Annotated in this window: 18 protein-coding genes, 1 pseudogene and 1 CRISPR repeat array; of the genes and pseudogenes, 6 read left to right on the top strand and 13 right to left on the bottom strand. The window is 46.9% G+C overall.

Features of this window, described 5'->3' with window-relative positions:
• Positions 1-45: 45 nt before the first annotated feature.
• The 6 genes from ABC831_RS13395 (at position 46) to ABC831_RS13370 (ending at position 6,201) form a co-directional block, all read left to right on the top strand.
• On the top strand, positions 46-1,176 hold the full coding sequence (locus ABC831_RS13395) for a substrate-binding domain-containing protein (protein WP_343248611.1): 1,131 nt from the start codon (positions 46-48) through the stop codon (positions 1,174-1,176).
• Between the two features lie 150 nt (positions 1,177-1,326).
• Positions 1,327-2,286 (top strand): ABC transporter permease, encoded by a 960-nt coding sequence (locus ABC831_RS13390; RefSeq protein WP_343248610.1) that lies wholly within the window; start codon positions 1,327-1,329, stop codon positions 2,284-2,286.
• Between the two features lie 58 nt (positions 2,287-2,344).
• Positions 2,345-3,853, top strand: a complete 1,509-nt coding sequence (locus ABC831_RS13385; RefSeq protein ID WP_343248609.1) for a sugar ABC transporter ATP-binding protein — start codon at positions 2,345-2,347, stop codon at positions 3,851-3,853.
• A gap of 89 nt (positions 3,854-3,942) precedes the next feature.
• Positions 3,943-4,953 (top strand): dihydroxyacetone kinase subunit DhaK, encoded by a 1,011-nt coding sequence (locus tag ABC831_RS13380; protein ID WP_343248608.1) that lies wholly within the window; start codon positions 3,943-3,945, stop codon positions 4,951-4,953.
• Between the two features lie 155 nt (positions 4,954-5,108).
• Positions 5,109-5,756 carry a dihydroxyacetone kinase subunit DhaL gene (dhaL, locus tag ABC831_RS13375; protein WP_343248607.1) on the top strand — a complete coding sequence of 216 codons (648 nt, stop codon included), beginning with the start codon at positions 5,109-5,111 and terminating at the stop codon, positions 5,754-5,756.
• 4 nt (positions 5,757-5,760) lie between these two features.
• The gene (locus ABC831_RS13370) at positions 5,761-6,201 is read left to right on the top strand and encodes an RpiB/LacA/LacB family sugar-phosphate isomerase (protein WP_343248606.1); all 441 of its coding nucleotides are present in this window, start codon (positions 5,761-5,763) and stop codon (positions 6,199-6,201) included.
• 193 nt (positions 6,202-6,394) lie between these two features.
• Here ABC831_RS13370 and rhuM read toward each other — a convergent pair.
• From rhuM to rpsK, 13 genes and pseudogenes are all read right to left on the bottom strand, one after another.
• Positions 6,395-6,934: pseudogene (rhuM, locus tag ABC831_RS13365) on the bottom strand (RhuM family protein).
• Between the two features lie 127 nt (positions 6,935-7,061).
• Positions 7,062-7,214, bottom strand: coding sequence for a virulence RhuM family protein (locus ABC831_RS26530; RefSeq protein ID WP_425524588.1), 153 nt, complete (start codon positions 7,212-7,214; stop codon positions 7,062-7,064).
• 196 nt (positions 7,215-7,410) lie between these two features.
• A CRISPR array of direct repeats spans positions 7,411-8,850; the repeat unit is 33 nt; unit sequence ATTTATATCCGCAAGCCGCGTGGGCTTGGCAAC.
• Between the two features lie 472 nt (positions 8,851-9,322).
• Positions 9,323-10,180 carry a type I-C CRISPR-associated protein Cas7/Csd2 gene (cas7c, locus tag ABC831_RS13360; RefSeq protein ID WP_343248605.1) on the bottom strand — a complete coding sequence of 286 codons (858 nt, stop codon included), beginning with the start codon at positions 10,178-10,180 and terminating at the stop codon, positions 9,323-9,325.
• Between the two features lie 2 nt (positions 10,181-10,182).
• Positions 10,183-12,042, bottom strand: coding sequence for a type I-C CRISPR-associated protein Cas8c/Csd1 (gene cas8c, locus ABC831_RS13355; protein ID WP_343248604.1), 1,860 nt, complete (start codon positions 12,040-12,042; stop codon positions 10,183-10,185).
• The gene (gene cas5c / locus ABC831_RS13350) at positions 12,043-12,765 is read right to left on the bottom strand and encodes a type I-C CRISPR-associated protein Cas5c (protein ID WP_343248603.1); all 723 of its coding nucleotides are present in this window, start codon (positions 12,763-12,765) and stop codon (positions 12,043-12,045) included.
• Between the two features lie 85 nt (positions 12,766-12,850).
• Positions 12,851-15,232, bottom strand: a complete 2,382-nt coding sequence (gene cas3 / locus ABC831_RS13345; RefSeq protein ID WP_343248602.1) for a CRISPR-associated helicase Cas3' — start codon at positions 15,230-15,232, stop codon at positions 12,851-12,853.
• A 109-nt stretch (positions 15,233-15,341) separates the two neighbouring features.
• Positions 15,342-15,617 carry a DUF3892 domain-containing protein gene (locus ABC831_RS13340; protein WP_343248601.1) on the bottom strand — a complete coding sequence of 92 codons (276 nt, stop codon included), beginning with the start codon at positions 15,615-15,617 and terminating at the stop codon, positions 15,342-15,344.
• A 644-nt stretch (positions 15,618-16,261) separates the two neighbouring features.
• The gene (locus tag ABC831_RS13335; protein ID WP_343248600.1) at positions 16,262-16,978 is read right to left on the bottom strand and encodes an SWIM zinc finger family protein; all 717 of its coding nucleotides are present in this window, start codon (positions 16,976-16,978) and stop codon (positions 16,262-16,264) included.
• Positions 16,975-19,776, bottom strand: a complete 2,802-nt coding sequence (locus tag ABC831_RS13330) for a DEAD/DEAH box helicase (protein ID WP_343248599.1) — start codon at positions 19,774-19,776, stop codon at positions 16,975-16,977. The genes ABC831_RS13335 and ABC831_RS13330 overlap by 4 nt, the downstream gene beginning before the upstream one ends.
• 400 nt (positions 19,777-20,176) lie before the next feature.
• On the bottom strand, positions 20,177-20,713 hold the full coding sequence (locus tag ABC831_RS13325) for a bL17 family ribosomal protein (protein WP_158350141.1): 537 nt from the start codon (positions 20,711-20,713) through the stop codon (positions 20,177-20,179).
• Between the two features lie 21 nt (positions 20,714-20,734).
• Entirely contained in the window at positions 20,735-21,694 is a 960-nt protein-coding gene (locus ABC831_RS13320; RefSeq protein WP_158343482.1) for a DNA-directed RNA polymerase subunit alpha, read from the bottom strand.
• Positions 21,695-21,760: 66 nt separating this feature from the next.
• Entirely contained in the window at positions 21,761-22,354 is a 594-nt protein-coding gene (gene rpsD, locus ABC831_RS13315; RefSeq protein ID WP_343248598.1) for a 30S ribosomal protein S4, read from the bottom strand.
• A gap of 17 nt (positions 22,355-22,371) precedes the next feature.
• Complete coding sequence (gene rpsK, locus ABC831_RS13310; RefSeq protein WP_158343486.1) at positions 22,372-22,767, bottom strand: 30S ribosomal protein S11; 396 nt, start codon at positions 22,765-22,767, stop codon at positions 22,372-22,374.

Raw genomic sequence — 22,767 nt, 5'->3', positions numbered from 1 at the left:
ACCAAATAAAGAGCCTGATAGTATGAAATTATGGAGGTATTTCGTATGAAAAAGATATTCTGTTTGTTCCTGGCCCTCTCTTTCCTTATTGCCGCCGCTTCAGGCTGCGGTCAGAAAGCTGCCGATACCGGCGGCAGCCCGGAAAATGCTTCCGGCAGCCCGGCTTCCACCGCAGCTCCAGATGCTGCAGCCCCTTCAGACGACAACGGCAATTCGGACGCCGCTTCAGATAACGCATCCTTCACACCCGCCGCTGAGATCGAACTTCCCCTGGGAAAAAAAGCCTATGCACTGCCTGTGGACCAGGTATCTGAAAAACCGCTCCGCCTGGCTGCCATCGGACTGGAGCTGAATGAGTTCTCCCTCCTGGTAAAAGACGGCGTTCTGTGGGCTACCGAAGCACTGAAGGACCGGAACTGCCAGGTAGACTTCGTAGCCTTGACGGAGTTCAATACTGTAAAAGTGGAAGAAGCGATCCGGGACTGTATCACCATGGGCTATGACGGCATCGCCACTTTCGGTTTCTCCGAGACACTTCAGCCGGTTATCCAGGAAGCGGTGGACGCCGGTATCATAGTTACCACCTGGAATACCGACGCTGGGGAGGATTCCGCCAGGATGGGCTTCTTCGGAGAGGACGGTTACGCGGGGGCCAACCGTCTGGGCCAGTACGCCCGTGTGGTGATCGGCGAGGACGGCGGGGAATACGCGGTTATCACAGGCTCCTTCAGTGTATACAGCCACGAACAGCGCCGGAATGGTTTCAAAGATGCCTTAAAAGACAATGCCGCTTTCGAGTGCGTCGCCGAGACGGAGAATGACGACAAGACAGATCTGGCCTATGATCAGGCATCGAATGCGATCCTGGCCTATCCCGATTTAAAATTCATCTATGTATCTGCCGGTGGTCCGGAAGGTGCCGCCAAGGCAATCCAGGATACCGGGAAAACCGGGCAGGTCAAATTATTCTGCCACGACTGGACCGCCGAGACCGTCCGTTACACAAAATCCGGAGAGGTCTACGGCTGTCTGGACCAGGATCCCTTTAACCAGGGCGCGGCTCCGCTGATCTGCACTTACAACTATTTGGTCGCCGGCGAACCGATCAAGGACGTGAATTACTTCAGCGGTGAGATTCTGACACCGGATAATGTGACCGAGTACTATCCCGATTAATCTGTGATCTGGCAGGCCGGCTCGTCTGAGCCGGAGGACTGGCCGGCCCGGAAGGATCCGACTGTACATAACGTCCCGGTCGGCCTGATCCTTGTCGGAACCTGCGTTCTAATACTGCCGCCCCGAAGCGGTACTGGAGGAATACATAATATGAAGTCTAATCTGAAAGAATTGTTAAAAAAACCGGAGGTCAGCGCCTTTATTTTTCTGATCGTCCTATGTATCGGCATCAGTTTCGGTTCCAATATTTTTCTGACTACCGCCAATATGATTAATATCCTGCGACAGATCTCCAGAATCGCGATTCTTGCCGTAGCTATGTCCTTTACAATTATCTCCGGCGGGATCGACCTCTCCATAGGACGCCTGGTCGGAATGACGGCTGTCATTGGTGCATTTATCGTCTCCGGAACCGGCCTGGGCTTAAGTCCCATCCTCGGCTTCCTTGGAATGCTGCTGGCCGGATGCGCCTGCGGACTGGTTAACGGTCTATTGGTGACCAGACTGGGTATTCCGCCGTTTATCGCCACCCTTGGAATGTCCAATGTCAGTTACGGGATCGCGCTGATGATCTCGCTGGGTATGCCGATTCGTGTGGATAAATCATGGATCACGGTCTTTGGCGGAGGTAAGCTGGGAAATATTCCCCTCTCTATTCTGATCATGCTGCTCATCATCATAGTGGGATTTCTGATATCCAAATATACCGTATATGGACGCAATATCTATATCATCGGCAATAGTGAGAAAGCCGCCAAATTATCAGGGATTAATGTAAAATTCACCCGAGTCATCCCTTATATTATGAACGGACTTCTGGCCGCAGTGGTGGGACTGATCCTGCTGGGCCAGATGTCCACCGCGGATGCCGGCTACGGTGACGGTAACGAGCTGGATGCTATCGCTGCGGCTGTCATCGGCGGAATCAGTATGGCAGGCGGCGAAGGTAATATCATCGGTATCATCGTCGGCGCCGCCATTATGGGGGTATTGAACAACGCCTTCACGCTGTTGAGAATCCCCGCCTATTGGCAGACCTTCTGTCTGGGTATCGTCATCATCTGCTCCGTAGCCCTGGACTGCGCCAGAAAAATGAAATCGGATCAATAAAATAGCGGACTGAAACTAATGTAAATCGGTGTAAAGGAAACAAAAATGGAGAAACGCTATGAATACTATTTGCAGTTTAAATCATATCTGTAAACATTTTGGCGGTGTCAAAGCCCTGCAGGATGTATCGCTTGATATCCGTCCTGGTGAGATCCACGCAGTGATCGGAGAAAACGGCGCCGGCAAATCCACTCTAATGAATATCCTGGACGGCGTATTCCCCCCTACATCCGGAGACTATCTCATCCAGGATCAGCCGGTACACCTGCATAGTCCTCTGGAAGCCCGGAGCCGCGGAATCGCCATGGTGCACCAGGAGCTGTCTCTGGCACCTGCCCTGACCGTAGCCGAAAATATCCATGCCGGCCGGCTTATATCCAATCGCTTGGGTATCACCAACCGGTCCGCCATGAACCGAAACGCCCAGAAACTTCTGGACCGGCTGCATGTGTCCAGTATCCATCCCAACGATCTGATCCGGGACATCAACGTATCGCAAAGACAGCTGGTCGAAATCGCAAAAGCCATTTCGGAGGATCCAAAAGTCCTGATCATGGACGAACCCACCGCAGCGCTGACAAAAGGGGAAATCAGGGAAGTTCTGAAAATTATGCAGGGACTCCGGGATGACGGCGTCTCCATCCTTTTCATCACTCATAAATTGGAAGAGGTAAAGGAGACGGCGGACCGGATCACTGTCCTAAAGGACGGATGCAAGGTTATCACCCTGGACAACACAGAAGAGATTTCTTTGAAGCAGCTGATCTCCTACATGGTCGGCAGGGACTTTAAGCTGGAGGAACGTTCGGATTTCCTGCAGGACTATAGCACGCGGGCAAAAGCACTGGAAGTCCGGAACCTCACTGTAAAAAACTATGTCTCAGATGTCAGCTTTTCTCTCTATGAGGGGGAAGTTCTGGGGCTCACCGGACTGGTAGGCGCCGGACGCAGTGAACTCCTTCACGGCATTTTCGGAAGTATGCGAAAAGAGAGCGGAGAGATCCTCCTGTATGGAGAACCGGTCAATATCCGGAAGCCGGAGGACGCCATCCGTTACGGGATCGGCTTCGTGGCAGAGGACCGTAAGACTCAGGGGATCTATCCCAAAATGTCAGTGGACGATAATATCACAGCCGTACACATCAAGGCGCTGGCAAACCGCCTGGGCATTATCCGTCCCAATAAAAGCCGCAGTCTGGGCCAAAAATATTGTGGTATGCTAAGTATCAAGACTCCGTCGGGCAGACAGCTCATCTCTAATCTCTCGGGCGGAAACCAGCAAAAATGTATCATTGCCCGCTGGCTGGCTAACAATCCCAGAATTTTGTTTCTGGATGAGCCCACCCATGGCATAGACATCGGAACCAAATCCGAGATCTATAAACTGATTCGTTCACTGGCTTCCCAGGGCTATTCCATTATACTGCTGTCTTCGGAAATGTATGAGGTACTGGGCTTATGCGACCGGATCCTGGTCATGCATCACGGCCGGCTCCGGGGTATCCTGGATCACGCTGAGGCAAGTGAAATCCGTATCATGAACTATACCTTGGAAGAAGATCCGTAATCAGCCCTATAGCAGGCGGACCGTTTTCATGTACATGGTGAAAGGAGACCGTCAGATCATCATAGAAACAAATAGTAGGAGGTATATTCATGCAGAGAATAATCAGCAACCCGGACACAATGATCGACGATATGCTGGACGGCTTTGTTAAGGCAAACAGTCATCTGGTGAAGCGGGTCACATACGAATCAGCAAACACCCGCGGAGTCGTCGCCGCCAAATACGCTCCGATCCCGGGCAAGGTGGGAATCGTTACCGGAGGAGGGTCCGGCCATAAACCGGCCTTCATCGGCTACGTGGGAAAAAATATGTGCGACGCCGCCGCGGTAGGCGAGATTTTCTCTTCCCCCACCGCTCTGGCCTTCCTGGAAGCATTCCGTGCGGCCGACGGGGGAGCCGGCGTAGCCTGTCTCTATGGAAATTACTCCGGTGACAATATGAATGTCAAAATGGCGGTGCGGGCGGCACAGCGCGAAGGCATCCAGGTCAAGACCGTAGTGGCCAACGATGACGTAGCCAGCGCCCCCCGTAATCAGGCGGATAAAAGGCGGGGAGTCGCCGGCGAAATATTGATGTGGAAATGTGCCGGCGCCAAAGCGGCAGCAGGCGCCAGCCTGGACGAGGTAATTCAGACTGCCCAAAAGGCGCTTCGCCACACGCACAGCATCGGGATCGGACTGACCCCCTGTACCCTGCCCGGCTCCAATCACCCCAATTTTACGATTCAGGACAAAACCATGGAGGTGGGAATCGGCCATCATGGAGAACCGGGAATCGAAGTCTGTCCGCTGGAAGACGCGGCTGGCATGGCAAAGCGTATGGTAAGCGCCGTTCTACCGGATGAGCCGTTCCGCCAGGAGGATCAGGTTGTTGTCCTGTTATCCGGTCTCGGTGCTACGCCTCTCATGGAACTCTACATCCTGTTTCATGAGATTGAGAATCTGCTGTCCCAAAAGGGTCTTATGATCCACCGGGCATATGTAGGAAATTATTTTACTTCGCTGGATATGAAAGGAGCCACCCTGACTATCATGAATACGGATGAAGAGCTCCGCACTCTCATTGATATGGAAGCCGACTGTGCCGGGTTCCGGCAGTAAACCGTGGAACGCATAAGAGTACATAAAAGAACCGACAAGAAATGATAGGCTATGCCAACAACTAAGAAATTATAAGCCAGCCAAAAACAAATGATAGGCCAGCCCATAAGGAATTAAAAGCCAACTGATAAGAGAGCATAGAAAGGGAGTATCTCATGCTGATAAAAAATCAGGATGGACGGGTCATTTTATTGAAAATGGTCCGGGCCATCCAGGAAAACAAAGATTATCTCAGTGAAATAGACGGAATGATCGGAGATGGGGATCATGGAATAAATATGAACAAAGGCTTTACGATGTACCAGGAGCAGCTTGCAGAGAAGCCGGTACGATTCACGGACGGCCTGGCAGATCTCGGTCTGCTGCTCTTAAACCAGATCGGAGGCTCTATGGGACCGATCTACGGCACGATTTTTCTCAGTATGTCCGAATCCGCCGACAATGCGGATGAAATCACCCTGCAGACCTTTTCCTCCATGATGGAAAATGGCCTGCGCAGTCTGTACGATATCGTGGATGCCCGCCCGGGAGATAAAACGCTGGTAGATACTCTGTATCCGGCCTGCCGCTCTATCAAGGAATCCTCCGACCAGCAGTTGAGTTTCACCGCCGCCCTGGACGCCATGAAAGCCGCAGCGGCATCCGGTATGGTTTTGACCCGGAATCTGACCGCAAAATATGGCCGTGCCTCCCGGCTGGGCGAGCGTTCCCGGGGAGTCCTGGACGCAGGCGCCGTATCCTGCTGTATTCTTCTGTCCGCCATGGCTGACGGAATGTTGGAAGTAATGCTAAAGGAGGATTGAGCCTATGCACCGTATCGTGATTGCCTGCGACCCTAATGCCCGCGGGATGAAAATACAGCTGACCGCCTATCTGCAAAGAAAAGGATATCCGGTCACCGATTATGGCTCCGATGATCCCATATATGCCAATACTGCCTTCCGTCTGGCAGATGCCATCGCCCGCCGGGAATTTGACCGGGGTATCCTGCTCTGCGGTACAGGCATCGGCGTCTCCATCGCCGCTAACAAGGTCAAAGGGGCTTATGCCGCCCTGATTACGGACGCCTATTCCGCGGAACGGGCCCGTAAAAGCAATAAGGCAAATATTGCCTGTTTCGGAGCTTTCACTCTGGGAATCCGGAATGTCGAGAAGCTGGCCGATATCTATCTCTCCTCCGAATTCGAGGACGGATGTTCCTCCCAGCCCAAGATCGACCGCATCCGGGAATATGAGACACGGCAGTAGGCTGCACCTTTTACATTATTCGAATTTTAACCGGAGCTGCCGCACAAAGATTTAAAATCAAAAGTGCGGCAGCTTAACTTGCTTTTTACAACAATTCTCTTCCTTATCTGTCAACTAAAATCGTACCTCTTTCTACTTGTGGAGGGATAAAGATTTTATATATGAACTCCTTAAATAACTATTTTCTTCATCGTTAGTGATTAATCGGATTTATTCTTAATTTCTTCTTCCAGTCTAATAAAAATCTATCATAGTCGGACATAAATATCCTATCCTGTACAATTCGATACTGTTTAAATTTTGTCTCTGCATGAAGTTTTGCCTGTTCTGCACTAATCTTACCAGCACCAGGCAGTATCTCATTTCCATTGAATTCCAGAAAGCTATCCAGCCGTTTTGCCCAGTCTTCCATACTCATAGAAATTTGTCATTCTGTCTGTAGTTCTGCATAATCAAGATAAAGAGATACAATTCTTTCCATGTAAGACATTTCTTTGTCGCTCAGATTGTTCTTTGCAATCGACACATCTGTCTTTACAATTTTTCCGTTAGAAGCTGATTCCCATGTGTTCAATCCCATATACCCTTTTTTGAGACGTTCCTTGTCCATCGACCAGCCTTGGATGGTGTAATCTTTGACTATTTGACCGGACCATTTACGAAAATGAACTGCGCGATCATTATTGACCTTAAAACCGATAGCAATGATCATCTGGAGATTATAGTGAACCATTTCCCGCGAGACTTTACGCCGCCCTCGTTTTGAATTATAAAAAATTTCTTTATAGTTGCTTCCTGAATCAATTCACCGTCTCCATATATTTTTTAATATGTTGTCCTATGTTTTGAACCGATACATTCTAAAGCTGTGCCATCATTATTTGTGTGAGCCATATATTTTCATCTTCATAGCGCATTTCAATACTATCAGCATTGTCACCAACTGCTGCAACATAAGTCAAGTATTCTGCTGCTGAACTATGAAACGTTATTTCATATGTCTTTTTGGGCATGATATTCCTCCGTATATATATTATGTAATTTAGATATTTATCTATTTAAACTCAATGATAATTGGCTATTTTCAACTACCTCTATTCTCCTGTAACCCTTCTGCAAATTATTTGCTCCTGCCTGTTTCCTATCCTTGAATTCGAGAGGAATGAGTTTGTCGGGTAAGCAATATTATATCGTATTATATCTGTCAGTATTTATATCCACAAGCCGCGTGGGCTTGGCAACGTAAACTACAATTCATTCAGTCATAATCTGGTAAATTTATATCCGCAAGCCGCGTGGGCTTGGCAACCAGATGGCAGCCTGAATTTTGATACAAAGATAGATATTTATATCCGCAAGCCGCGTGGGCTTGGCAACCGCATAAGCTTAGAAAGACTTTGGGTATGGACCTATTTATATCCGCAAGCCGCGTGGGCTTGGCAACGATATCCTCGATGGTTTTATATATATAAATTAAAAATTTATATCCGCAAGCCGCGTGGGCTTGGCAACTTTAAGTCTCAAGGCGGAGTTAAGGGAGCTGCAGATTTATATCCGCAAGCCGCGTGGGCTTGGCAACACACTCTACAGCGGATTTGAACATATGCAGACATTTATATCCGCAAGCCGCGTGGGCTTGGCAACGATAAATTGTCTAACTCGTATTGCGGTAGACAATATTTATATCCGCAAGCCGCGTGGGCTTGGCAACGTAGGACAAAAAAAGAAAGATCACAATGGATTTAATTTATATCCGCAAGCCGCGTGGGCTTGGCAACTCGGTGTCCAGATCTCCACATTGTGACCGGTACCGATTTATATCCGCAAGCCGCGTGGGCTTGGCAACTTTCCTGTGTGTTGTAACCGATCACCGTCGCATTCATTTATATCCGCAAGCCGCGTGGGATCAGATTCACCACCTTACCGGCACGGATCCGGGTCGCATTCATTTATATCCGCAAGCCGCGTGGGCTTGGCAACCGTAATTATGGTCGCTCTCTTTACAGCCCGTACCAATTTATATCCGCAAGCCGCGTGGGCTTGGCAACTTAAGGGTATACTGGATCCGTCCAGTGGCGCATTATTTATATCCGCAAGCCGCGTGGGCTTGGCAACGCTTCCGCTCCGCATCATATTCTTTTGTACTCAGATTTATATCCGCAAGCCGCGTGGGCTTGGCAACGCCGTTACCATATTCGGCAAAACAGGAATATAAGATTTATATCCGCAAGCCGCGTGGGCTTGGCAACAATACACCAACAACTGTCTGAATCATTTATATTAATTTATATCCGCAAGCCGCGTGGGCTTGGCAACTTAAGCGGGATTGTCAGGGCCTTGATCGGTGACAGATTTATATCCGCAAGCCGCGTGGGCTTGGCAACCATGCCGTTCTGTATGCCATAAAAAGTCCAGAAATTTATATCCGCAAGCCGCGTGGGCTTGGCAACTTCTGCAAGGGTGTCAGGGACATAGGGAAAATAATTTATATCCGCAAGCCGCGTGGGCTTGGCAACAGTAAAAAGGAGTGGTGGACAACTGACGATGCAATTTATATCCGCAAGCCGCGTGGGCTTGGCAACTTTGCTGTCAACAGAAAAGGAAACCAGGAGGATAATTTATATCCGCAAGCCGCGTGGGCTTGGCAACTGCAAAAATAGCCATATTTTGTCCACAATTTCATGTTTCATTATACACAACCAACAACAAATTCTTAATCAAGATCATAATAAATTTCTTTATTTTGCTATTTGGCTATTTTTACCCAAAAATTTTGGTGCGAATCCCCCTGTATTTTCATGTTCACTTCATGTTCGCACCTACAAATGCTCTCTTATATTCAAATGACCATTAGACCTCTTCCTTAAGTGTCCAAAATCCTTCATTGTTTCTATCTAGCCCCAGGCTCCATCCAGCCAGAAATAATCGTATCAGCACTTTTACAACATTTCGGGTCGGATGAAGCACTGGCATTTCCTATATAAAAAATAGAAACCTGCTGTCAGCGACAAGTTCATTACAAGTGTTTTTTACCTCTGACTCATAACTCTAAATTCCACCAAAAACTCCGTCACGTCTTCTCGAATATACAGGAACTACTATTTAATGTCTATAATTTTCCTTATAAGCCTTCATAAACCTCCGGCTCCAGCCCCTGCAAGGATTCCAGTGTAATCTCATAATCCTCTATATTCCTCGGACTGCTTTCCGTATCTTTCTGCTGAATCTTCAGCGACCGGTGAACCTTAGCCGACGAATACTGACCGCCAGGACAATTATGCTTCCACCAATACAGCCGATAAACTTCCATACTGCCATCGGGTCTGGCTGAAGAACAATCATTCTCAAACAAGGTCTTTAACGCTTCTTTAATCTTTTCCGCATCTTCATCGGAAAATCCGGTCTTTTCCGCCAGCTGGTGATTGATACTTCCTTTAATCACATACAGACCAAACTCTACCCGATGCTTCATTCCCATCGTATCGGAAGATTTCTTTCCCTCAGCGCTTGGTTCACTGTTGGTACTCTTCGTAATCTGCAGATCAACGATATCTACAGGAGATATACTGATTCCAGGATGTATAGAAACAGGTCCTCTTACTCCGATCGACACATTGTTGTCTTTAAATGCAAATACCTGTCCAAAGCTGCGGACATCGATCCATTTTTTGCATGCGGCCTGCGCATAACTATCACTGTTTTTTTCTTTTAAGGCGGCTGCAAGTTCTGCACAATTCTTCGCACGTTCGCTTAAGCTTTTAAAACCATCCTGAATCCGATCATTCGCTTGGACAAATATCTCTTCCCCCATATCCTGCAGACGGTTCCTGATTTTTCTTTTAACACACACATCTGATATTTCCCCGAAGCCGTCATAATCTTCTCTGGGCCGATTTCCATTCAGAGGATCCCCATTGGGATTCGCATTTCTTACAGTAGCCAACACCGCAAAATCAATTTTACTTGTAAATTCTCCCATTCTTATTCCTCTCCTTTAGCATTCTTATTTTTTTGATAAATCTCCTGTAATTGGTGATAGTAACCATGAATGTAATCTCCATCCAGTCTGCTCAAATGTCTGGAAGCTTCATCCGGGAACATACCTTCAATCTCTGACAGCAGCTGGTCAAAATAGATCCTCTGTCCAATGGTCAATTTCCGTTTATATGGTAATGTTTTCTCCCAAATGATCTGCCAGGTCTTAAATGGCCGTTTGGCAAACATATTTGTATATCTGGTGGCATTCGTCTCCCGGTTTTCTCCGGGAGCAAAGGTGATCGCCTCCATAGCGTGAGCTACTGCCAGCAGCCTTCCATACAGATAATCACCCTTTTTGTTATCTTTCTCTAAAGCCAATTTTGCTTCCTCCTTCTCATCCTGGGATTCATCAATATGCTGTTTACTGATCATAGCGCAGGTAATCTCCAGATATTTCCGTCTGTTTGCGCGGTTGTAAGCCAATGGTCTGGAAGCATTGGCAACCGCAGCCCTTACCATATCCCTGGGCAGCGGATGCTTGTCCAGTATGCATGGAAGCAGCCGTTCTATTGAGGCTTTCATCAATTTATCGTCCACGCTAACGTTCCCGTTTCTTTCAGCTCCGTATGCTGCCAAAACCATATCTTCCGGCCTGGGGGCCCCTATGAATACGAAGTATTTATCCATATTGTCCTTTTTATAGGCTATCTTCCAGGCGCAGGAAGTGTGCCAGAAAGCCAGACGCTCCAGAAAATCTGAGCCGCTGGTGGACTGATAATAAGTAATCGATAATCTCCCCTTGGTGGCTGCATCCATAGCCATAATCACCATATGGGAATTATGATTATTCAGATTACCATATAATCCCAAGATAGCTTTTCTTAATTCCACCGCATAGGAATACCCGATATCTCCGGGAATTACACCGGCAACCTCCTCCGTATCAGAAAGGAAATCCGGAACCTTTCTGCCCTCCACGTTCCAGGCTACAATGGCGGTTCCAAACTTACGATATCCCTGGCGTTGGAGCAACCAGCGCAGCACATTGTGGGCTTCCTGCGACTGCGCGTAACCAATAGACAAGGCTTCCTCTTTCTTTTTAAACCGTCCCCGATAAGTAAAACCTGTCTCATCATTGGCTGAAATCAGCTTTGCTTTGTCCGCGCTGTTCCGTATCTTCGCGGGATGTTTGTCTGTGCACGGAAGAATTTCCCCAGTGACATAATCTATTTCCCTCTTTTTCAATGTACTCAGATAGTAGTTCACATAACATTCATACACTTCTTTATTGTTCCAAAGTTCGCCTCCTAATGGCGCATTAAAATCCTGTATTCTGAATCGGATAAAATATTCAGAAGGGGATATCTGCTGAATCCGGTTCTTATCCTGAACGAATCCATTTTCATCCAGACTCAGTATCCCTTCTTCGACCAGATCATCGATCAGTGTTTTTTTCCTGAGATATTGATAAACTGCCGTCACATATCTGTGACAATTCTCTGTTTCACACCACCGGGCCAGTTGTTCAATATAAGCCTCATAGTACTCCGCTGCCTTTTTCTTATCAGAATGATCGGCGAAATCTCCTGCCACATAACACAATTTATCGCACAGAGGATGCGGTGCGATACCGCTGGACCTGGCTCCGGAATTCTCCGTCACCGGAATAATAGTCACAGCTTTGCTTTTATCTTCTATCTTTCCTGCTTCCTGGAATTCTCCGTCCAGGTCAATCGCCACTTCCACCTGCGCGTTTTGTGTGGAATGCCCGATCGGCAGAAGTACATTTCCGGTATCATCCACAAGTCCGACGAGTTCTCTGCTGTTCTCATATGTCTCATATAGTTCCTGTATCCATCCCAACTATCTCACCTCCTCATACAGTTCCTCCACGCTTGAAAAATGACCGTCGTCGAATTGCTTCATATCCATTTGCCGAAGAATCCGTTGTTTCAGGCACTGTTCCGGCCTTACGAATTGGATGACTCCCCTTTTCATCACAGGACTCCAGAATCGCGCCGTCAGACTCCCCTTTTCTTCCTCTCTGACCACTTCATCCGGATAAGTAAATCCATGAACCATCAGACCAAAAGCCAACTCCGAAATATTATCATAAGCTCCTCCCCCTTCCTCGAAACTGCAGGGTTCCACATATCCCTGGCACTCTCTGGTTCCCAGGAAGATATCCCTACGGCCTCCCCGCTTCAGCATTCTCTGTGCAATAAAATAGTGTTTATTTTCATTTCTGTCATCCGCCATATCCGGCCGATTCTCATTCCACTCGAAATGGGCTCTGACCCGATATTCCACATCTTTCAGATAGGTATATATGGAAAGGGTATTACCACCGCCGTAGTCGATCGGTCTGACTCCCTGAGATTCCGTCTGTATCTGTTTCATAACCCGCACGCTGTCAATATACCAGATAAAGGTCGGCTTCCAATAGATGCTCTCCGTGATCCCCTTTATTGCCTGATAAGTTGGTATCGGATAAGTAAATTTTTCTCCGCCGATCCTGGTAAGCGGGTCAGAAAACAACGCCCTCCTGCCATACACTTTGAACTCAATACTATTTTCTTTTTCCATGCTGTTCCCTCCTATCCCCTCTGCTCGTTCTGTTTCCTCTCTCTACTCATTGGAATCTCTCTCTGATTGTCTCTGCTACATATACCTACTCTTCCGATAATTCGCACCTCCCATCCGTAACGATACCAAGTGACAGGTCATAAAATTTTTCTTTGAGTGCAAGTATATTTCCATTTTTTAGTATCATTAGAGCCTTCTCTTTCATTAGCTTATCTATCTGATGCGGAAACAGATTTACCGTATAACGCTGAGCATCCTTTAATAAGCCCGGCAGCTGATTCGGAGATACCTCTTTATCTAGTGTTTTGATTAGTTCCTCTCCCTTTTTGTAGGGTACTAATACACCTGTAGTGTTGCTTTTAATCGCCTCGAATTTATCACCTGCTGTCCCAAATGCCTGTTTCATAACCAAGTCTGGAATTACCCCCTGCTTTGTACTGTAAGCCCTGCAGCCCTGCGGATTCCCTTCCAATAATTCTACCAGGTTCGTTCCACACTCCTCAATAGGATAGTTCATTTTCCGTGCGGCATCGGTTCTGCCAAAATACCGGATATAGTATTCATCCATAGCCTGGGGAGCCAGCGGCTCTATCTCTCTCTTCACAAATTCAGGGATAAGTACTTTGCTGATATTACCTCCCGCCTCTATCTCCTCCATCCGTCCTAAGTTCTCTTCTGTACACCGGATCACGTATACGATTCCTGCGCCGTCTTCATCCTCAGCATTGCGGTTACAGCGTCCCGCCGCCTGTGCGATACTATCAAGACCGGCGTAAGAGCGGACGACACTTTGAAATGAGACATCCACCCCCGCCTCAATCAGCGAAGTACTGATACAGACAAAAAGCTCTTCACTCAGAAGTTTCTTTTTCATTTTCTGAATAGAATCAATACGATGTTCCGGCACCATATTGTTACTCAAATGCATAACCGCAATCGGACAATCTGAAGTCTTGCACCTGGCGCATACTGCCTGATAAACACGTCTGACCGCCGCCTTTGTATTCAGAATGACCAGCACATTTCTTTTTCTTTGTAAGATCTCTTCCACCAATTCTGCTGTACGTTCAGCGTCATATGGTCCCTTTTTCGGTTCGATCACGGTACGTTTCAGATCCCGGAATAAAGTTTCCGAAGATGAGATGATAGAAGCCGGATCACTCAGATGGATCGGATTACTGACTTTGCCTAATAAAGGCTGAGTAGCAGAACACAGAACGATCGTTGTGTGAAATAGCTGATTTAGTACATTCATAGCCATGTTAAATAGAGCTGTCATGTGCAGTGGAAGTGACTGAATCTCATCAATAATAATGACCGCGTCGGATAAATTATGGAAGCGCCGTACCGCCTGGGTACTTCCTGAAAACAGTGTGTTCAGAAATTGGATAAAGGTGGTTAATACAATCTTTTGATCCCAATTTTCTGTCATATGTTTATAAATGTTTAATTCCGTCTTTTTTTCTTGTTCTCTATTTTCAGGAATCACATTGGAATGATGTTCCAGTATCCACTCCTTTTTTTTCAGGATATCTCTATATTCCTTACTGTTTTGTTCCAACACAGATATATACGGTGCGATATAAAATATCCTTTTCTTGCGGGTCTCCTGGGCATGTTTCAGAGCATACCGCATACTGCTGAGTGTCTTTCCCCCGCCGGTGGGTACCTGTAAGGTATAAATGCCTGTTCCGTTTTCTGCGAAACTATAACACTCATCTGAAATCAGATTCCGGTAAATATTAATCTTCCCGGATTTAGGCAGGCTTTTCATATAGAGATCCAGATTATGAAGGGGATCCTTCCAATTCGGAACATCGTCCCTGATCTCTTTTTCCTGACGATTTCCGGCGAAAATCGCTGTATTCAGCCTGTCAACATCTATTAAAACGGATAACAGGATACGCTCAAGCATTGCCAGTGCAAAATCTTTGGATATGTTTGCTATTTCCCTTTCTTTTAAATAGAGTCTTACTTCATTTACCGATTCCTGAAACCAATCATCAAAAGGCAATTCTGATATATCATCATTTTCAAAATTATCCAGGACCTCCTCGTATTCTAGTTCATCCGTGTTTTCCTCCAACCTTCGGTGAAAGATATCCTTGCCATCCACAGATAGACAATCAGCTAAGCCATGATGTGACATGATCGCGGTACAGATTAACTGCGCAGTTAACTTTTCATGTTCTCCCTTCTTATAAAAGCGTCGATAAATATAGATCGCTCCGGCCGAGCTGTGATTGACGCTGCCCTTTTTGATTGATTGTGGATTTTCTATCACGGTACGCAAATAATTTTCAAACCGAATGCGCCATTTCCCCATATCGTGGAAATATGCCGTTAATTTTGCGAGATGAGGAATACGTAAGGGAATTCCTATTTTCCAGGCCAACTCACCGGTTTCTTTCAGATGTGCGGATACACTTTGTTCTTCTTTAGTATCCTTGTTTATATGAGCTATCATATGCTCTCCTTATCTCATGTATCGTCAAGCTATCCCTACTAAGGAAACTGAATTTATTGTATTTGTAACAGAAGAAACCTTATTTTGAGGTTTCTTCTGTCATTTAGAGTTATTCTCTTGGTAAATTTAAAAGATTGTCATTTTGGATATTATTCGGCTGTGAACGAACATACTTTTCCTCATACTTACTTTCAGCTGGTACCAGATAGGGATATGGATAAATATAAACCTGGATGGAATTCGGATACATTTGTAAATAACTATGTAGATATTCTTTCTTGTAATATCCGGTTAATGCATTTCCCATAATGTAGATCTCATCGATTTCTGTTAAACTCATTGAACCATTACAGCCTGATTTCATTTTGATTTTTGTAGCATACATGTTTTTTATTCCTTTCTGTTCTGCAATATTTTACGGAATAAAACCTGTCGGTCAGCTTTAAAATCATATTTCTTATATCTCCTTCGCCTACACAGATTGACAGAACAGTTGACAGAATGCTACTTATAAATTAAAATAATGTTGTCTGGGCATTATCTACTTTAAAAGTAGATTTGTCAACTATTACGCATCTGGTAGAATACCGGTATATTATGGTAAAAATATCAGATGCGTTTTTTATTCACAAGTAAAGACTATCATACTAGCCCATCTATGTCAAGTTTTTTATAGTATAATCTATAATATGTTCCCGCATTTTTTTATTGAAGTTATTTATTGACTTTAATCAACTTATTATTTGATTATTATTTTTTAATAGAATTATTGCTTTTCTAATTTTTTCTTGATATACTTTTGAGGTCAGAAATTAATTCTCTGTGGATTTAAAAAATAACAACATTCGGGATATATTCTCGATTAATTAATAGCACTGCTCAATAACTGGATATCAGTTATTGAGCAGTGCTATTTTCATACAAATAATTTGATTACACCTAAATGCATATTCTTCTTTATACGTCCATATCAGAAAAACTCATACTAAAAATATAGTCTATATGTAATTCACATATAAACACAGTTCTCTATATCCCAAACACATCATGCATCTCCGTCTCAGACATCGCCCGGCCGCTCTTCTTCCCCGCGTTTTTCAGCATAGCATCCATCCGGCTTTCCACCGAACGTCGGATCAGATCCTGGATATCCACCCTGCGCAGTGTGAAAAACAGCATCGGGTCTTCATCCAGCCTGGCGCCCACACCATAGAGAACGGCGGCCACATGCTTACACATATAAGCATAGTCCGGGCAGGAACAGGAAAAATGTATCTCCTTCGGGGAAGGAAACATCCCGTACTCCTTCTCCGTGAAAATCACTTCCAGCTCCCTGGGAAACTTTCCCTCCACCAGTTTTTCCACGGAATCGATCCGGTGATTACACAGCTTCACCACCTGCCGCCAGCGCTCGTCTCCCAGCACATCGATGTCCACCTCTATCACATACGGCTTGGATCCGGTACCCTGTACCAAGGCCTCCACGCTTCCCTCCCTGATCTGTAAGTCCAGGACCGCGTGATTTCGCACATAACTCTTTCCCCGGGAGATCCGGTTGGCATAATCGGCGTAGCTCTCCAGGTTCTTATTCCAGGCCTTGCCCCACCAGCTCCGGGCGATGGTGTTGCCCTCGATCAGAACCGGCGCCAGATCCGGGTTTTTCTTTCTCAGCTTCGCGATCTGCCGGTCAGCCTTCGCCCTCTTTTCCGCCACGGATACATAGGGCGCAAATCCGTAATAGCTCATGCTTTCACACCTCCCAGCCGGAACAGATTCATCAGCTCCTCATTATTGAGCTCCGTGATCCACTGTTCCCCGGCCGATCCCAGGATATCGCCGGCCAGCTTCTGTTTTTCTTCGATCATCGCGTCGATCTTTTCCTCTATGGTCCCCTGTGTGACGAACTTATGCACGATCACATTCTTTGTCTGTCCGATCCGGAAGGCCCGGTCCGTGGCCTGGTTCTCCACCGCCGGATTCCACCACCGGTCAAAATGTACCACATGATTGGCAGCGGTCAGATTCAGTCCAACACCACCGGCCTTTAGAGATAATACCATATAGGGTACATACTCCTCCCCATTGAACTGTTCCACCAACTCACTTCTCTTTTTTACCGGGGTTCCCCCATGGAGGATCAATCCTTTTCTGTTGAAAATCGATTCCAAAAATTCCGCCAACGGCTCTGTCATTTCCTTAAACTGGGTAAATACCAGCACCCGTTCCCGCTTTTCATAAATAGTCTGGCAAATCTGTTCCAGGCACTCGAATTTCCCGCTGTTCTCCTTCTTATAATCTTCCAGCCCCAGATATTGGTCCGGATGATTGCAGATCTGCTTGAACTTCATGATGCCGGCCAGTACCAGGCCTTTGCGCTCGATCCCTTCTGATTCCGCCAGCTTTCTCTCGATCTCTTTTACCAGCTTCGTGTAGAGTCCGATCTGCTTTTTGGAAAGCCCCGCATACTCCTTCACTTCCACCTTATCGGGCAGATCGGAGATAATGGAGCGATCTGTTTTAAGCCGGCGCAGAATAAAAGGCGTAACCATTTTTTTCAGCGGCAGAAAACCAACTTCTTCGGACTCCATCTCCTTCACAAGGCCCTGGAATTCTTTCGCGCTGCCCAGCAGGCCTTTGTTCAGAAAATCAAAGAGAGACCACAGGTCGCCCAGATTATTTTCGATCGGCGTTCCGGTCATAGCGATCCGAAGACGCGACGGGATCGCTTTTACCGCTTTCGTCTGCTTTGTACCTGCATTTTTTACAGCCTGGGCTTCATCCAGAATCACGATATCCCAGCTTTTGACCAGCAGCCCTTCCAGTCTTTGCACCATCCCATAAGTGGTAATGTATAAGAAAGTATGCTCTGATTTCGTTTCCTCCGTCTCCAGAGCCGCCCCGGCCTGGCTCCCGTGCAGGATCTCATAGGGCATCTCAGGGGCGAAACGGTCTATCTCCTTCTGCCAGTTGCCGATCAGGGACGCCGGGATCACCAGCAGTGCCTGTCCGCCATACCGTGCTTGCTCTCCTTGCAGCTCTTGTCCTGCGTGAGTCTGCCGGTAATGTTCCAGCCACGCGATCACCTGCACTGTCTTGCCCAGCCCCATGTCATCCGCCAGGCAGGCTCCAAGTCCCAGCTCGGCCATCAGATTGAGCCATCGGTATCCCTCCTCCTGGTAGGTTCGCAGATCGGCATGGAACGTGGGCTCCAGAGGCACCGGGTCAATGGATGCCGGCTTGACCATCATTTCCCGGATCTTCTTCATCCATTTACCATTCGATACTGTGACAGAGATCTCTTCTCCCTCCGTGCTCTGTGGCGCCGCGCTTAATTCCAGCCTCATAGCTTCCGCCAGAGTGAAATTCCCGTCTTTGGCCAGCTCCTTGGCCTTCTGCAGTGCCGTGAGCGCAGCTTCCAGCTTCTTTTTATTGATTTCTACCCATTTCCCTTTGTACAGCGCCAGCCCCTCCGCCATCGCCAGGAATTCCTTCAGCTGCTTTTCCGTAAGCTTCTCCCCGTCGATCATCAAAGACGGGGAAAAATCCACGATAGCGTCCAGTCCCACCAGCGACTGTTTCTTGTTCCCCACGGTGAGAGACAAGCTGACCGCGTTGGTATGCCGTCTCCACCAATCCGGAACCCGGCACATGATCCCCGCTTCCTCATAGATGGGTATTTCCGACAAAAATGTATAGGCTTCCTGCGCGGTGAACCGCAGAGGGGAAAACAGCTCGCCGCTCTCCATCAGATCCCCGATCAGAGGACTGGCATCCGCCGCCTTCGCCACAGCGGACAGAAGGGAGAGCAGTTTCTTCTGGTCATCCTTGAATTCGAGCAGAGCATTCTTTAATGGCGTATGGATGGCCTTCTTACTTTTCACCGGCTTAGTGGAATAAGTAGCCATAAAAGCAAAGGGATAATCCTCCTGATGGCTCTCCACCAGATGGAAAAAGACTCTGCCCGCCACACTGATCCTGGAATTGTATTCCGCAAAATAGGCGGCCGCCGTGCCGTCATATTCACGAATCTCACTTCTGAAACACTCCAAAAGCTTCTGCCAGATGTTCCCGATCCAGGCCTCATCCACGAACTCCGCCCCATTTACAAAAGGCAGCGCCTCCAGAAGTGTTCCTGCCTCCCCCGAAGACAGCTCCGCCTCCAGCCCGTCCCGTTCCAATTCCAGTTCCGGACTTGTGGAGAGCCGCCGGATCAAATACGCTGCTATACGGTGCAAATACCACACGGAGGGCCTCATCCAGCTCTCCGGCAGCAGGAACCCCAGATGGTACAGCCCCTTCCACGGATCCTCCCTCAGCCGGTCAAACCAGACCTGCGGTTCTCCCAAGTATTGATTCTCAATATGCAGACCCGATGTCTCCAAGCCGGCCTCTTCCTGACCCGTTTTTTCCGCGCCCGCCCTTTTCCTGTCCGCAGGGCCCATGCTGTCCGCCGCTTCTTTTTTTCTGCCGCGCCTGCCGGGCACTTCCAGCAGTTCCACCTGAAATCCTGACGGCCTATAGAAGGCGTCCAGTACCATACTCATTGATCCCCCAACCGCTTTATCCAATGTAAGGCTCCTTCCGAATTTTGCTTTTTGGAATTAATTATAGACCATATCCTGCCGGTTAACAACTATTATAATGCAGACTACTGAATTATTCCTTGAATGGTGATAGGTTGACTATTCAAATTAACATCCGCTAATATTTGATATATATTATCCCTGGCTTTTGTTACATTTATCGCCGTTCTTATGCTTTCATTATAACCTACGTTTATACGTACGTTAATAATTGTTGAAATATTGTTATTTAAAACTTCCTCTAACCATGACTTATATAAGAGAAAAAAGGCTGCACCCTTCACCGATCCTCATCGGTCAAACGTACAGCCTGATTCTGACTATTTTAAATCCAACTACTTAAATCCTGATTCCCAATGAATTATACTAACTCCAGTACAACCTCCATCGCTGCATCACCTTTTCTCGGGCCGATTTTCACGATTCTGGTGTAGCCGCCGTTGCGGTTCTCATACTTGGGAGCGATCTCTTTGAATAACTTCTCAGTGAGATCCACATTCTTGGTGTTTTTCTTTTTCCCTGCAGCTTTTGCAGGTACTTCTTTTACGGGGTAGAGAACTTTTAACATCTGTCTTCTGGCATGAAGTCTGGACGGAGCGTCTTTGGTAACCGTCTTCTCCACTTCGTCGAAGAGCTGTACTTTCTTGCCATCCTGTACTTCTTTGATTCTCTTGCCGTCTTTATCCTTACGGGGAACCTTAGCGGTTACCGTAACGGTTTCGTAATTATCTTTTTCTTTTACTGCCATGGCGATCAAGCCTTCAGCCACTTTGCGGATTTCTTTTGCTTTCGCTTCCGTGGTGATGATCTTGCCGTTATTGATCAGGCTGGTCACCTGGTTTCTGATCAAAGCTTTTCTCTGGCTTGATGTTCTGCCAAGCTTTCTATATCCTGCCATTTTACGCCTTACCTCCTACTACTATTCTTCCGTATGGTTTAACTCTAAACCAAGTTCTTTTAATTTCGCCAGTACCTCTTCCAGGGATTTGCGTCCCAGGTTACGGACCTTCATCATATCCTCGGAAGTCCGGTTACACAGCTCTTCGACCGTATTGATACCGGCTCTCTTCAGACAATTGTAGGAACGAACGGATAATTCCAGTTCATCAATGTTCATTTCCAGTACTTTTTCTTTTTCATTGTCCTCTTTTTCGATCATTACCTCTGCTGTCTTTGCATTTTCGGACAAATCTATAAATAAACTCAGATGCTCACTCAGTACCTTAGCAGCCAGACTTACTGCCTCGTCCGGAGCTAATGTTCCGTTCGTATATACATCCAGCGTCAGTTTGTCAAAGTCCGTCACCTGGCCGACACGGGTATTTTCTACCGCCATGTTCACACGCTCAACCGGAGTATAGATGGAGTCCACGGCGATCACGCCAATGGGAAGTTCTTCATCCTTATTCTTGTCAGCGCTTACGTAACCTCTGCCTTTGGTTATGGTCAGCTCCATATACAGCTTGCTGTCCGCTCCGCCGTTCAAGGTCGCGATTACCAGATCAGGATTCATGATTTCAATATCCGGATCAACCTGGATATCTGCCGCTGTTACAACCCCTTCACCTTCGAACTCGATATAGGCCACTTTAGGCTCATTGGTATCACTGTTGTTCTTGATGGCCAAGCTCTTGATGTTCATGATGACTTCTGTCACATCTTCCTTAACACCAGGTATCGTGCTGAATTCATGCAGAACACCTTCGATCTTTACCTGGCTTACTGCTGCGCCGGGAAGAGATGAAAGCATAATTCTTCTGAGGGAATTACCAAGAGTTGTTCCATATCCTCGCTCCAAAGGCTCTACGACAAATCTGCCATACTTTTTATCTTCTGAGATTTCCGTAATATCAATTTTGGGTTTATTAAAATCGAACACTACAAAGCCCCTCCTTTTGGGTTATCATTGTTCTGAGGGTGATTATATACCACAAGCCTTTAAGGATTATTTGGAATATAATTCGACGATAAGCATCTCATCTACCGGAACATCGATTGCTTCTCTGTTCGGGAGTTCCTTTACGGTACCTTTCAGATTCTCCTGATCCACATCCAGCCATTCGGGAACCAGTCTTCCGCCTGCTACTTCCAAGATATCTTTATATCTTTGGTATCCTTTGCATTTTTCTTTGATTTCAATAACATCCCCGGCTTTGATTAAGTAGGAAGGAATGTTTACACACTTTCCGTTTACGGTGATGTGCTTGTGATCCACGACCTGTCTGGCCTCTCTTCTGGTTCTGGCAAAGCCCATACGGTAGATCACGCTGTCCAGACGTCTCTCTAATAAGATCATCAGGTTTTCACCGGTCATGCCGCGCATTTTATCCGCTTTTGCATAGTAGTTACGGAAAGGTTTTTCCAATACTCCGTAAATAAATTTCGCTTTCTGTTTTTCGCGAAGCTGCAGAGCATACTCACTCATTTTCCGGTTTGCTCTTTTTAATTCTCTTCTGGATTTTTTATCATATCCTAAGTAGATCGGATCCAGTCCAAGGGATCTGCATCTTTTCAGGACGGGTACTCTATTAACTGCCATGTCAACTACACCTCCTATTAGACTCTTCTACGTTTTGGCGGACGACATCCGTTATGAGGAACCGGAGTGCAATCCCTGATACTGGTAACTTCCAAACCACAGGCCTGAAGCGCGCGGATCGCTGCTTCTCTACCTGATCCGGGACCCTTTACCATAACGTCTACAGTCTTAAGGCCGTGTACTAATGCTGCCTTCGTTGCAGTCTCTGCTGCCATCTGTGCTGCATAAGGAGTGGATTTTCTGGAACCGCGGAAACCTAATCCTCCCGCACTTGCCCAGGAAATTGCATTCCCTTCCGTATCCGTCAAGGTTACAATCGTATTGTTAAAAGAAGACTGGATATGCGCTTGTCCGCGCTCAATGTTCTTCTTTACACGCTTTTTTGTCACTTTTTTGGTAACTTTTTTAGCCAT

Origin of the sequence: Diplocloster hominis (assembly GCF_032380655.1) — a bacterium.
Taxonomy (GTDB): domain Bacteria; phylum Bacillota; class Clostridia; order Lachnospirales; family Lachnospiraceae; genus Diplocloster; species Diplocloster hominis.
The sequence above is the reverse complement of the archived record's forward strand: the minus strand, read 5'-3'. Positions and strand labels throughout refer to the sequence as shown.

What these genes read in the sequence shown, in the direction of transcription:
- ABC831_RS13370 (WP_343248606.1), top strand. Translation starts at nt 5,761, where the DNA reads ATGCACCGTATCGTGATTGCCTGCGACCCTAATGCCCGCGGGATGAAA.
- ABC831_RS13380 (WP_343248608.1), top strand. Translation starts at nt 3,943, where the DNA reads ATGCAGAGAATAATCAGCAACCCGGACACAATGATCGACGATATGCTG.
- dhaL (WP_343248607.1), top strand. Translation starts at nt 5,109, where the DNA reads ATGCTGATAAAAAATCAGGATGGACGGGTCATTTTATTGAAAATGGTC.
- ABC831_RS13395 (WP_343248611.1), top strand. Translation starts at nt 46, where the DNA reads ATGAAAAAGATATTCTGTTTGTTCCTGGCCCTCTCTTTCCTTATTGCC.
- ABC831_RS13325 (WP_158350141.1), bottom strand. Translation starts at nt 20,713, where the DNA reads ATGGCAGGATATAGAAAGCTTGGCAGAACATCAAGCCAGAGAAAAGCT.
- cas3 (WP_343248602.1), bottom strand. Translation starts at nt 15,232, where the DNA reads ATGATAGCTCATATAAACAAGGATACTAAAGAAGAACAAAGTGTATCC.
- rpsK (WP_158343486.1), bottom strand. Translation starts at nt 22,767, where the DNA reads ATGGCTAAAAAAGTTACCAAAAAAGTGACAAAAAAGCGTGTAAAGAAG.
- ABC831_RS13330 (WP_343248599.1), bottom strand. Translation starts at nt 19,776, where the DNA reads ATGAGTATGGTACTGGACGCCTTCTATAGGCCGTCAGGATTTCAGGTG.
- ABC831_RS13390 (WP_343248610.1), top strand. Translation starts at nt 1,327, where the DNA reads ATGAAGTCTAATCTGAAAGAATTGTTAAAAAAACCGGAGGTCAGCGCC.
- ABC831_RS13335 (WP_343248600.1), bottom strand. Translation starts at nt 16,978, where the DNA reads ATGAGCTATTACGGATTTGCGCCCTATGTATCCGTGGCGGAAAAGAGG.
- cas7c (WP_343248605.1), bottom strand. Translation starts at nt 10,180, where the DNA reads ATGGGAGAATTTACAAGTAAAATTGATTTTGCGGTGTTGGCTACTGTA.
- ABC831_RS13340 (WP_343248601.1), bottom strand. Translation starts at nt 15,617, where the DNA reads ATGTATGCTACAAAAATCAAAATGAAATCAGGCTGTAATGGTTCAATG.
- ABC831_RS26530 (WP_425524588.1), bottom strand. Translation starts at nt 7,214, where the DNA reads ATGCCCAAAAAGACATATGAAATAACGTTTCATAGTTCAGCAGCAGAA.
- rpsD (WP_343248598.1), bottom strand. Translation starts at nt 22,354, where the DNA reads ATGGCAGTTAATAGAGTACCCGTCCTGAAAAGATGCAGATCCCTTGGA.
- cas5c (WP_343248603.1), bottom strand. Translation starts at nt 12,765, where the DNA reads ATGGAAAAAGAAAATAGTATTGAGTTCAAAGTGTATGGCAGGAGGGCG.
- ABC831_RS13385 (WP_343248609.1), top strand. Translation starts at nt 2,345, where the DNA reads ATGAATACTATTTGCAGTTTAAATCATATCTGTAAACATTTTGGCGGT.